The 12938-nt window shown below is 41.4% G+C and carries 11 protein-coding genes; all 11 read right to left on the reverse strand.

Annotated features, from left to right (window positions below):
• Positions 1-2: 2 nt before the first annotated feature.
• The 11 genes from nuoN to Q0307_RS05535 are packed head-to-tail and all read right to left on the reverse strand — an operon-like array spanning position 3 to position 12917.
• Positions 3-1448, reverse strand: a complete 1446-nt coding sequence (gene nuoN, locus Q0307_RS05485; protein ID WP_366936754.1) for an NADH-quinone oxidoreductase subunit NuoN — start codon at positions 1446-1448, stop codon at positions 3-5.
• Entirely contained in the window at positions 1445-2971 is a 1527-nt protein-coding gene (locus Q0307_RS05490; protein WP_298657736.1) for an NADH-quinone oxidoreductase subunit M, read from the reverse strand. Before Q0307_RS05490 ends, nuoN begins: the two co-directional genes overlap by 4 nt.
• 29 nt (positions 2972-3000) lie before the next feature.
• Entirely contained in the window at positions 3001-5007 is a 2007-nt protein-coding gene (gene nuoL / locus Q0307_RS05495; RefSeq protein ID WP_298657739.1) for an NADH-quinone oxidoreductase subunit L, read from the reverse strand.
• 3 nt (positions 5008-5010) lie between these two features.
• Complete coding sequence (gene nuoK / locus Q0307_RS05500; protein WP_298657742.1) at positions 5011-5316, reverse strand: NADH-quinone oxidoreductase subunit NuoK; 306 nt, start codon at positions 5314-5316, stop codon at positions 5011-5013.
• Between the two features lie 2 nt (positions 5317-5318).
• On the reverse strand, positions 5319-5903 hold the full coding sequence (locus Q0307_RS05505; protein ID WP_298657745.1) for an NADH-quinone oxidoreductase subunit J: 585 nt from the start codon (positions 5901-5903) through the stop codon (positions 5319-5321).
• A gap of 12 nt (positions 5904-5915) precedes the next feature.
• The gene (gene nuoI / locus Q0307_RS05510) at positions 5916-6407 is read right to left on the reverse strand and encodes an NADH-quinone oxidoreductase subunit NuoI (RefSeq protein WP_298657748.1); all 492 of its coding nucleotides are present in this window, start codon (positions 6405-6407) and stop codon (positions 5916-5918) included.
• A gap of 23 nt (positions 6408-6430) precedes the next feature.
• Complete coding sequence (nuoH, locus tag Q0307_RS05515) at positions 6431-7501, reverse strand: NADH-quinone oxidoreductase subunit NuoH (protein ID WP_298657751.1); 1071 nt, start codon at positions 7499-7501, stop codon at positions 6431-6433.
• Between the two features lie 8 nt (positions 7502-7509).
• On the reverse strand, positions 7510-9876 hold the full coding sequence (gene nuoG, locus Q0307_RS05520) for an NADH-quinone oxidoreductase subunit NuoG (RefSeq protein ID WP_298657754.1): 2367 nt from the start codon (positions 9874-9876) through the stop codon (positions 7510-7512).
• The gene (gene nuoF / locus Q0307_RS05525) at positions 9873-11159 is read right to left on the reverse strand and encodes an NADH-quinone oxidoreductase subunit NuoF (RefSeq protein WP_298657757.1); all 1287 of its coding nucleotides are present in this window, start codon (positions 11157-11159) and stop codon (positions 9873-9875) included. Before nuoF ends, nuoG begins: the two co-directional genes overlap by 4 nt.
• Before the next feature lie 4 nt (positions 11160-11163).
• On the reverse strand, positions 11164-11667 hold the full coding sequence (locus Q0307_RS05530; protein WP_298657760.1) for an NAD(P)H-dependent oxidoreductase subunit E: 504 nt from the start codon (positions 11665-11667) through the stop codon (positions 11164-11166).
• Positions 11667-12917, reverse strand: coding sequence for an NADH-quinone oxidoreductase subunit D (locus tag Q0307_RS05535; protein ID WP_298657762.1), 1251 nt, complete (start codon positions 12915-12917; stop codon positions 11667-11669). The genes Q0307_RS05530 and Q0307_RS05535 overlap by 1 nt, the downstream gene beginning before the upstream one ends.
• Positions 12918-12938: the final 21 nt, after the last annotated feature.

Below are 12938 nucleotides of genomic sequence, written 5' to 3' on the forward strand. Positions count from 1 at the left end.
AGTTACGGTAGGGAAGTGACTAAAGCATTTGTACAGAGACTCATTAAGCTACTCGGTAATAAGCCTAAAATCAGTATCAATAAACCATTGGTGCTTAAAACCAATTTGAAGTCTAGGGTGGTAGTTTTTAGAGTGAAGTCGAGTTCGGGTTTATCAAAATACATCATTTTAATGGTACGTAGATAATAAAAAGCCCCGATCACTGACATTAGAACTAAAATAATTGCAGCCCAAAGATAACCACCTTGTAGCAGAGCTTGAATCACAGAAAACTTAGCATAAAAACCTACCATAGGTGGAATACCAGCCATGGAGAATAAAAATAATAGCATTATGAAAGCATACCAAGGACTACGTTCATTTAAGCCCTTTAAATCATCTAGAGTTTCAGCTTCTAAGCCTTGATGGCTTAAAAGAATCAAAATGGCAAAGCCACCCACTGCGGTTAGCGCATAGGTCAAGGTATAAAATAGACCCGCGCTATAGCCCTCAAGAGTACCGGTCATTGTGCCTAATAATACGAATCCCATCTGCGCAATTGCAGAATAAGCTAGCATACGTTTTAAATTAAATTGGGCAATAGCTAGTAAGTTGCCAATGATTACTGATAATAATCCAATGACTAATAAGAGTTGCGCCCAACCAGATTGAGCTAGCCCTAAGGATTCACTTAATACACGTATTAACATCGCGAAAGCTGCAATTTTTGGCACACTACCCAAGAACAAGGTGGTTGCAGTAGGTGCACCTTGATAAACATCAGGCACCCACATATGCAATGGTACCGCACCAAATTTAAAAGCGATACCGCCAACAATAAAAACTAGGGTAAACAATAAAGGTATATTTTCTAAAATAGCTTGAGTATCTATATAGGCAGCAATTGCTTGTAACTCTAATTGACCCATAGTTAGTCCATATAACATGGAGATACCATATAGCAACATACCTGAGGCAATCGCACCCAAGATAAAGTATTTCATCGCAGCTTCAGTAGCGCGGCTATCATCACGACTAAAAGCTACTAGAGTATATAAAGCTAAGGACAGCAGTTCTAAACCCAAATATACTAACAATAAATGATTAGCAGAAGCCATAATCATCATACCTAGTACGGCAAACAGAACCAAAAGGAAGAATTCAGTTTTCCATAAATTTTTATCGTTGAGGTATTTACGGATATAGACAAAAGCTGTGCTAGTTAATACTAAAATACTTATTTTTAAGAAACCTCCTAACTCATCCTGCACATACATTGCATTTAAGCCAAGTTGTTTATTGGTGTGCAGAGTGCTAATGAGCAAAAAAGCTGTGATGAGTACAGAAATTTGAACGAGAATATAGCTAATTAAGCGCTGATCATCTCGTAAAAATAGATCAATTAGCAAAATAATGCAGATGCTAATGAGTAGAAAAATTTCTGGTGTAGCAATAGCGATATTCATCATGGACATTCTCCTACCACATTGCCTCCGCATTTACTTTGCAAGGCGTGTGCTAATAGCTGTTCAATAGAGACACTCATCAGATGGTTTAGAGGGGCAGGCCATACACCCAACAACAATACAGCAACAGCTAATACTGTTAATAAGCCAAATTCACGCTGATTCAGATCCCTTAACTGAGCTACCTTAGGATGTTGGATAGTACCAAAAATTACCCGCTTTACTAACCATAGGGTATAAGCCGAACCAATAATTAAAGCGCTGGCCGCGAGTGATGCAATCCAAAAGTTGGCTTTAAAACTAGCTAAAATTACGAATAATTCACCTACAAAGCCCGAGGTTCCCGGTAAGCCGGTATTAGCCATAGCAAATAAGACAAAAAAGGCGGCAAAATAAGGCATCGTATTTACCACCCCACCATAAGCTTTAATGTCACGAGTGTGCATGCGGTCGTAGAGTACGCCAATACATAAAAACAATGCGCCAGAAATGAAACCATGCGAGATCATTTGTATCATTCCACCTTGTAGAGCTAAGGCAGCTGAGCGGCTATCATCAGGCTTGAGTAGATAGATAATAAATAAGGCTAAAGTCACAAATCCCATGTGAGCAATAGAGGAATAGGCGATCAGTTTTTTCATATTCTGTTGGACTAGAGCGACAAAACCGATATACACAATAGCTGTTAACGACATGAAAATGACTAAGCTGCTTAGTTGAGCGGCTGCATCAGGTACAATCGGTAAAGCAAAACGGATAAAAGCATAGCCACCAACTTTTAAGGTAATCGCTGCCAAAATGACTGAACCCCCTGTAGGCGCTTCAACATGTGCATCTGGTAACCAAGTATGTACCGGCCACATAGGTACTTTGACGCCGAAAGCTAGTAGGAAGCTTAGAAAAATCAAGGTTTGCGGCAGCATAGCTAGAGGAAGTTTTTGCATATCAGCGATTGCAAAACTGTTACCTAACTGATAAAGGTACACCAAACTAATGAGCAAAAATACCGAGCCAAAAAAGGTATAAAGGAAGAACTTTAAGGTCGCATAAACTCGCTGTGGCCCTCCCCAAATACCAATGATTAAGAATAAAGGAATTAACATGCCTTCAAATAGAATGTAGAAGAGCATGGCATCTAAAGCAGCAAATACACCATTGACGATACCTTCCATTATCAAGAAGGCTGCTAAATATTGATTAATCTGATAGCGGATTACTTCCCAAGCAGCAATCACCACTAAGATCGTGATGAAGCTATTTAAAATAATCAAAGGCACTGAAAAGCCATCAACCCCCAAGTGATAATTGATTTTGAAACTGCTAATCCAGATGCTCTGCTCTTGGAATTGCATTTGTGCAGTTTCTAAGTTAAAACTAATTAGCATTAGCAAGCTGATTAGAAAAGTGAGAAGGGTAATGCCCAATGCAACTTGTCTAGGGTCTAAACGGTTGCCCACTGCTAGTACCACTAAACCACCCAACATAGGTAGCCAGAGCAGCAAACTTAAGATTGGCAAATCAAGCATGTATATTTCCACTTAATTAGGGCAAAACGCTAGAAAAATAAGAACCAAGTCAAGGCAATGACCAATCCACCAAACATTACAAAGGCATAGTCATATACATAGCCCGTTTGTAGAGAGCGCATCAGTTGGGCTGACCAGCTGACTAGGCGTGCAGAGCCATTGACCAATAAGCCATCAATTAATTTACGCTCTCCTAAAGCCCAGAAACGATTACCTAAATAGATTGAGCCTTTAGCAAAGACTGTTTGATTAAAAGCATCAGCATAATATTGGCGATCTAATAAAGTATGTAAGCGGTGGAGTTTACGATAAGCCCAGTTAGCTAGTGAGTCATCATGCAGATAGATATAAGCGGCTAAGCCTAAACCTGCTATGGCTAAGATAAAAGGCCATTGTGTGATGCCATGCAATATGAAATTAAATACTCCATGAAATTCTGTACTCAAGTTTTGAATAGTATTATGTTGCGATATATTAGCTGAATTCGCTATAAAACTATGAGCTGTATCATTCACATAAATAGCTTCTTGGAAGAAGTTACCTACCACCAGTGGATCGATTAAATAACCTACTGTTAATGAAGGAATCGCTAATAAAATGAGTGGAATGGTGATGATCCATGGTGACTCTTGTGTTGTACTGCTATATTCATGCCCGTGTTGGGCCTGTTTTTCAAAACGTTCTTTCCCGTGAAAAACTAAAAAAAACATACGAAAACTATAAAAAGCAGTTACAAATACACCGAGTAATACTAAAGGATAAGCATAAGGAGCTGCAGCTAATTCGGAGGTATGAATCGCTTCAATAATTAGATCTTTGGAGAAGAACCCAGACAAACCGGGGAAGCCGATTAATGCTAAAGAGCCGATTAAGGCTGTCCAATAAGTAATGGGTAGATACTTTTTCAAGCCCCCCATCTTGCGAATATCTTGTTCATGGTGCATGGCCATAATTACTGAGCCTGCCGCTAAAAATAACAAAGCTTTAAAAAAGGCGTGTGTCATTAAGTGGAAAATACTTGCTGAGTAAGCTGAAGCACCTAAAGCAGCAGTCATATAGCCTAATTGTGATAAAGTGGAATAAGCAACAACTCGTTTAATATCGTTCTGCACGATGCCAATTAAACCCATTAAAAAGGCAGTGAGTGCACCAATCATCATCACAAAATTCAAAGCGGCGTCAGATAATTCAAAAATAGGTGACATTCGAGCTACCATGAAGATTCCTGCAGTTACCATCGTAGCTGCATGAATTAAGGCAGAAATCGGTGTTGGGCCTTCCATGGAGTCGGGTAGCCAGACATGTAAAGGAATTTGTGCTGATTTACCCATTGCACCAATAAATAATAAAATGGCAATGAAGGTTGGTATTTGCCAATCTACTCCAGGCACCACCGCTGCAGCGCTTACCCCTGCAAACGCATTTATACGTGAAAATACTTCGACATAATCTAAGCTGCCACAAAACGCCAATATTCCAGCGATACCCAAGATAAAACCAAAATCACCCACGCGATTGATAATGAAAGCCTTCATATTGGCAAATATGGCAGTTTCTTTATTAAACCAAAAGCCAATCAATAAATAAGATACTAAACCTACTGCTTCCCAGCCAAAGAATAGTTGCAAGAAATTATTGCTCATTACTAACATGAGCATCGAGAAGGTAAAAAGTGAGATGTAGCTAAAGAAACGTTGATAACCGGTATCATCTTGCATATAGCCAATGGTATAAATATGTACCATGAGCGAGACGAAAGTGACAATGACCATCATCAGAGCGCTAAGTTGATCAATTAAGAATCCAACTTCAAAATGAATGTCCTCAATAATAGCCCAGGTGTAAACAGAGCCATTGTAAGTATGTGCATTACCCATAGTATCAAAAGCAACTATCACTGCTAAAATAAAGGAAATACTTACGCCAACGATGGTAAGTCGATGGGTATTGATACGTCCTAAATAGTTGCCAAATAGGCCAACTATAATCGCTGCCAATAAGGGGGTAAGGGGAATAAATAGATAAATAAACTCCATCGTTTACCCCTTTAAGCTATCTAAGTTTTGCACATTGATCGAACGCTGATTACGAAATACCAAAACTAAAATAGCTAAACCAATAGCCGCTTCGGCTGCTGCAACAGTCAAAATAAAGAAGACAAAAACTTGACCTGCTAAATCGCCTAAATAATAAGAGAAAGCGATAAAATTCATATTAACTGCAAGTAGCATAAGTTCAATACACATTAATAAAATTAAGACATTTTTACGATTCAGGATCATACCTGCTAAGCTAATTGAGAATAATAGAGTTCCAATCACTAAGTAGTTTGATAGTGAAATCATATTTATTTCTCTGCTTGCATTTTAATAAGGCGGACTCGATCATTACGGCGTACTTGAATTTGCTCGGGGATATTTTGTAGTTTGACATCAGCTCGCCGACGTAAAGTCAAAACAATGGCTGCAACAATAGCCAAAACCAAAATAACTGCGGCAATCTCAAAAGGATAGGCATAGTCGGTATACAAAATCTCGCCTAAAGCTTCAGTATTGTTTGTAGGTAAAACGGCTAGAGGCTGCTTGATCTGGAAGGTCGGCATATGTAAGACTAAAGACATTTCGATAATAATAATGAGAGCCGCACCTAAGCCGATAGGTAGATAGCGTATAAAACCTTCTTTGAGTAGATCTAAGTTTAAATCCAGCATCATAATCACGAATAAGAATAAGACCATGACCGCTCCGACATAAACTAGAACTAATACAATCCCTAAGAATTCAGCTCCACTAAGCACCCAGATGGCAGCACTGCTGAAAAAGGCTAGAATCAAACACAAAGCTGCATAAATAGGATTGCGTACCGTTACAACACCTATAGCAGAGGCAATTAGGACTGCAGTAAATAGATAAAATATAAATTGCTGAAACATACTGTTTACCTCTTAGCGGTAGGGAGCATCAGTGGCTTTCATCTTTGCGATTTCAGCTTCGTATTTGTCGCCAATCGCTAATAACTTTTCTTTGGTCTGGATATTCTCACCTTGTTTTTCAAAGTGATATTCAAAAATATTGGTTTCCACGATAGCATCGACAGGACAAGCCTCCTCGCAGTATCCACAATAAATACACTTGAATAAGTCAATCTCATAACGAGTTGTGCGTCTGGTTCCATCTGGGCGTTCTTCTGAATCAATGGTAATGGCTAGAGCAGGACAAACCGCTTCGCAGAGCTTGCAAGCAATACACCGCTCTTCGCCATTAGGATAGCGGCGCAGAGCATGATGACCACGAAAACGAGGAGATAATGGAGTTTTTTGCTCAGGGTATTTAATTGTGATTTTACGGGCAGTTAAATATTTATTGGTAACTATTAAGCCATTTATTAACTCATAAAAGCTAAAGGCTTTTAAGTAATACTTAAAATTGATACCCATTTCCTCTCCTCTCGCTTATGAAATTAAAACAACCAGGGTTGCCAGCCAATGACGATGGCAATGCCTTCTGCAAAGATCCATACTAGGGTTACAGGAATTAAGACTTTCCAGCCTAAACGCATAATTTGGTCATAACGGTAACGTGGGAAAGTGGCACGAAACCAAAGGAATAGAAATAAGAAAATACAAGCTTTCAGGGCTAACCAGTGCAAGCCATTTCCAAAAAATAAACCAAGCCCAGGTAGCTGGGTTAATACATCTAACCCTTGAAGCGGTGACAACCAACCGCCTAAGAATAGAATAGAAGTCAGGACGGCAATTAAAATCATATTGGCATATTCTGCAATAAAGAAAATAGCCATTGCCATTCCCGAATATTCTACATGGAACCCTGCCACAATCTCTGATTCACCTTCAGCTACATCAAAAGGTGCTCGATTAGTTTCGGCAATACCTGAAATAAAGTATACCAAAAATAAACCGAATAAAGGCCAAATAAACCAGTTAAAAATACTTCCTGATTGTGCTTTGACAATATCATTCATATTTAAACTGCCGGCTGCCATTAAGACTCCAACTAAAGCAAAGCCCATAGCGATTTCATAAGAAATCATTTGCGCACCAACTCGCATAGCGCCTAATTGAGCATATTTAGAGTTAGATGCCCAACCAGCAAGAATAATACCATAAACTCCTAATGAACTGAGGGCTAATAGAAATAATAAGCCAGCATTAATATTAGCGAGTACCATACCCTCACTAAACGGAATGACTGCCCAAGCAGTAAATGCAGGTCCCATTGATAATAAAGGGGCAGATAAAAACAGGAAGCGATTAGAGTGAGTGGGTATGACAATTTCTTTGAAGATTAACTTACAAGTGTCAGCAATAGGTTGTAGTAAGCCTAATGGTCCTACTCGATTTGGCCCTATACGGACTTGCATAAAGCCAATAATTTTACGCTCAGCATAGGTAGTATAAGCAGCTAGTAAAATAACAGGCACGACAATCAAGGCAATTTTCAATAAGATTAAAATAAAGGTTACTAAATCATCTGGAAGAAAATTATTTAAAAATCGTGTAAGTGCTTCCATGAGTTTCCTTAGTTGAGTATGTGTAATTGGATGAAACCGAATGGACTGAAAGCAATTGTCTCCAGATCACCGATGGCTAAACCCATAGTCCCAGGTACAATTTCAGGGGATAGATGCACTGGCAATTCAAGACTTATCTCATTTTGGCTAAGCCTTACACTAGTGCCTGCTGATAAACCTAAACGTGTTGCATCAACTGGGTTCAATTCGACCATGGCAGGTTCAACTAGTGCTTGCAAAGCGGTGGCACGGCGGCTTAAACCATCTTCACGATATAATTTGCTAACAGCTACGCGCTCAAACAGCTCTTTACTGGTAGTAACTGAGGCTCTAGGTTTTAAATAGCTCAAGCTATAAGCAGATTTATGCTCGGTTACTGCACACAACTCAGATTGTAGGGTTGCTGCTACTGCTTCAGCACTAGGCCAGTCAAAGTGGGGTAAATCGAGGGTATTACCCAAGACTCGCAGAATTTTCCAAGTTGGACGCGCACTCGCAAAAGGTTCAACCGCTCCTAGGAAAGACTGCCAGTCGCCTGCAGCATTACAGTAAGTCCCTGCTGTTTCTGCAAATACTGAACCAGGTAGAACTACTGTAGCTTGGTCTAGTAAAGTTTGATCCGCAAAGGCACCGATTAGAATTAGCTGGGAGGCGTTTTTGAAAGCCTGTACTGTTTGGGCGGGGTGAGCAAAGTCGTTAGTCTCTGCATTTAGTAAGACGATGGTATCTGCTTCTTGCAACATTGCATCGACAGTTTTAATCGGTTGTTCTAATGGACGTCCCGCTGCTAAACGATGCGGTACAACCCCTGCTAACCACGCTCCTACCGTATTAGCCTTTTCAGGTAGATCGCCTAAAGTTGCACCTGTTTGCATGGCAATGATAGAAGCCAAAGCACGTAAACTTGCATAATCAGGATGATGGACTGCTAAGTTGCCTAACAAGATCAGTTTCTTCTCCGCCTGTTTCAGATCAGCCACGGTGGAGTGATCAAGTTCAGTAGGAGCGATGGTGGCAAATAGTTCTGCTAACTCAGCGGGTATCTCAGCTTGATTGAGTATCAAACTAGCTTTAGCAAGTTCAGCTAAACAATTCACTAATGCAGACGGGGCAGCAATAATTTGTTGTACGGGATAAGTGAACGCAAAGCCCCGTGGATTGACCACGGTAATATGCGCACCGTTTAAAGCTGCTTTTCGCAAACGGTGGTTCAGTAAAGGCTGTTCATGACGTAAGTGAGTGCCAATCAATAAAACAGCGTTTTGCTGTTCTAGTTCAGCGATTTTTACACCTAAATTAGGAGTCAGCGGCGCGTAGGCCTGATCAGAAAAATCTACTTGGCGTAGGCGATGGTCAATATTCCGAATATTTAAACCGCGCATGATGGCTTGGAATAAATACAATTCTTCTAGGGTTGAAGTGGCATTGGCTAAAGCGGTTACTTTGGAAGGATCAGTGCTTTGTAGGATGTCTGCGGTTGTGTGTAAGGCCTCTTGCCAAGTGACAGCAACTAATTGTCCAGCACGTCTAAGCATGGGTGTGCTTAAACGCTCGTTGCTATACATGCCCTGATAGCTGAAGCGGTCACGATCCGCTAGCCAACACTCATTGACGCTATCATTTTCACGTGGAACACAGCGCAGAATTTCTTTACGAAAGAGATGTAACTCAATATTGGAGCCTACTGCATCGTGTGGGGCGATAGAGGGGTGTGCTTTCATTTCCCAGGCACGTGCTTTATAACGTGAAGGCTTAGCAGTCAACGCGCCCACTGGGCACAGGTCAATGATATTGCCAGCCAGTTCAGACTGTAGGGATGTTTCGATATAGGTACTAATTTCCAAACGATCTCCTCGGAAAATACCTCCCAGCTCTCGCATCCCCGCTATTTCTGTACCAAAACGGATACAGCGGGTACATTGGATGCAGCGGGTCATATCGGTTGCAACTAAAGGTCCAATATTTTTATCGGCGATAACGCGTTTAATTTCTTGATAGTTGGAGTGCTTTTGCCCATAAGTAATGGCTAGATCTTGTAATTCACACTCACCACCTTGGTCACAAATAGGACAATCTAAGGGGTGATTAATCAGTAAAAAACTCATAATAGCTTTTTGAGCATGTTTGGCCTTTTCCGATTTTGTCCAAAACTTCATCCCCGCTTCGATAGTGGTTGCACAAGCAGGCACTGGCTTAGCGGATTTCTCCATCTCGACTAAACACATACGGCAATTGGCAGCAACTGATAGTTTTTTGTGATAGCAAAAGCGTGGGATTTTGATGTTATTCGCATCAGCAAGATCAATTAGCAAACTGCCTTTCGGGGCTGTATATGGTTGATCATTGATTTCAATCGTGACGAGTTCTTGTTTCATACAGATACCTGCATAAGCAGACTACGCCCGTGTTCGACGTAATACTCAAACTCATCGCGGAAGTTTTTCACAAAACTCCAAACAGGCATGGCGGCTGCATCACCTAAAGCACAAATTGAACGCCCTTCAATATCGTGGGCAATAGTTTCTAGCTTACTAATGTCGTCTGCAGTACCTTTACCCTCGACAATGCGAGTTACTAAACGATACAACCAACCAGTTCCCTCACGGCAAGGTGTGCACTGACCACACGATTCTGAGTAATAGAAGCGTGAAATACGTTGCAGAACTTTGACCATATCTGTGGTCTCGTCCATTACAATGACTGCGCCTGAGCCTAAATAAGACCCTGCTTTTGCAATGGCGTCATAATCCATAGTCAGTCCCAACATGACCGCACCTGGAAGTACCGGTACTGATGAACCGCCCGGAATGACAGCCTTGAGTTTCCGCCCCTCCCTTACCCCACCGGCCATGTTCAAGAGCTCAATAAAGGGCGTCCCTAGGGGAATTTCAAAATTACCCGGATTATTTAAGTGTCCTGACATAGAGAATAATTTCTCACCACCAGAGTTTGCTACCCCTAACTTAGCAAACCAATCGCCCCCCTTACGCATGATGGTTGCAATCGAAGCTAAGGTTTCAGTATTGTTAATGGTAGTAGGGCGACCATACAAACCGAAGCTAGCCGGATAGGGCGGTTTAAACCGAGGTTGGCCTTTCTTACCTTCCAAAGATTCTAACAGTGCAGTTTCTTCGCCACAGATATAGGCACCTGCACCTAAGCTCGCATAAAGATCAATATCAATACCTGAATCTTGAATATTCTTACCTAGTAAGCCCAGTTGATAAGCCTCTGTAAGTGCTTGTTCAAAGCGGATAAAGGGTTCATCCATGAACTCACCTCGCATGTAGTTATAACCTACAGTCGCGCCAATCACATAAGCAGCAATTGCCATACCTTCGATGAGAGCATGGGGATTAAAGCGTAGAATATCGCGGTCTTTGCAAGTACCTGGTTCCGATTCATCTGAGTTACAAACTAGATATTTTTGCCCAAGCATAGTGCGCGGCATAAAGCTCCATTTTAAACCTGTGGGGAAACCAGCTCCCCCACGCCCGCGTAAGCCAGAAGTTTTGATTTCTGCAATAATAGTTTCAGGTGAGGTCTTTTCAGTTAGAATTTTTCGCCAAGCTTGGTAGCCACCTATTTTTAAGTAGCTTGCTAAAGTATGAGCTTGGTCACCGAAGGGCAAGGTTGCGAAGCAGACTTGGTTGGTCATATGCCTACTCCAAGCCATCTAGGATTTGATCCACTTTTTCAGGGGTCAAGTCAGTGTGATAGACATGATTAATTTGCATCATAGGTGCGTAGCTACATGCAGCTAAACACTCTTCTTCCTTTTTGAGAAAGAATTTGCCATCGTCGGTAGTTTGACCTAAGTTCACTCCCAGTTTGCGTTCAATGTGCGCCAAAATTTGATCAGAGCCACACAACATACAAGAAATATTGGTGCAAACTGAAATGTTATAACGAGCAGCTGCTTGTTCATTTAACTCATACATAGAGTAAAAGCTTGCTACTTCATATATCGCAATCGGTGGTAGGCTTAAGTAAGCGGCGATGGCATCCATTTTTTCAGTCGATACATAATGATCCTCATGCATGACAGCATGTAAAGCGGCTAACAAAGCAGACTGTTTTTTGTCAGAGGGATATCGCCTTAGCCAACTATCAATAGTTTCTCGTTCATACCTGCTGAGAGGATTCTTGTTAAAATACTCTGTCATTAACGATCAACCTCCCCAAATACAATATCTTGTGTACCAATTATCGTGACCACATCGGCTAGCATATGGCCTTTCACCATTTCATCCATGGCAGCTAAGTGTGGAAAGCCCGGGGCACGGATTTTTAAGCGATAAGGTTTGTTGGCTCCATCAGACAAGATATAACAACCAAATTCCCCTTTAGGATGCTCTACTGCCGCATAAGCCTCCCCAACAGGCAAACAATAACCTTCAGTCATCAGCTTGAAGTGATGAATTAAGGCCTCCATATCTTGCTTCATCGCCAAGCGTGTCGGTGGTGTGTTTTTATCATCCACTAGAACAGCACCCGGATTTTTTCTTAACCAATCAATACATTGTTTAATAATTCGATTGGATTGAAGCATTTCTTCCATGCGGACTAAATAACGATCATAACTATCGCCATTAGTACCAACGGGAATATCAAATTCCACTTTATCGTAAGCGGCATAAGCTTGTTTTTTACGAATATCCCAAGCTACACCTGAACCACGTAACATAGGACCTGTTAAACCTAGTTGAAGGGCGCGTTCAGGTGAAACCACGCCAACATTGACTAAACGTTGCTTCCAGATACGATTATCGGTTAATAGGCTTTCATACTCAGCCACATAAGCAGGAAAGCGCTGCGTAAAATCCTCTAGAAAATCTAACAGCGAGCCTTGACGATTTTCATTTAAACGCTTGGCTTCTTGTTCAGAACAGAAGCGCGAGACTTCATGCTGTGGCATGGAGTCCGGTAAGTCTCGATAGACCCCACCCGGACGATAGTAGCTAGCATGCAGACGTGCGCCGGAGACTGCTTCATAAGCGTCCATCAGATCTTCACGTTCACGAAAAGCATAAATAAACATGGACATAGCACCAATATCCAAAGCATGCGTGCCAATCCATAATAAGTGGTTAAGAATACGAGTGATTTCGTCAAACATCGTGCGAATATATAAAGCTCGCTCTGGAGGGGTAATGCCTAATAGTTTTTCTAGCGCTAACACATACCCATGTTCGTTAGACATCATCGACACATAATCTAAGCGATCCATATAACCAATGCTTTGGTTATAGGGTTTAGTTTCAGCTAGTTTTTCAGTGCCCCGGTGTAATAACCCAATATGAGGATCAGCACGCACAATGACTTCGCCATCCATTTCCAACACTAAGCGCAGAACGCCATGTGCCGCAGGATGGGCTGGGCCGAAGTTCAGCGTAAAGTTGCGAATTTCAGGCATGGTTTAGAACGCTCCTCTACA

It is taken from the genome of uncultured Thiothrix sp., assembly GCF_937873765.1.
In the GTDB taxonomy this organism is placed as follows: Bacteria; Pseudomonadota; Gammaproteobacteria; order Thiotrichales; family Thiotrichaceae; genus Thiolinea.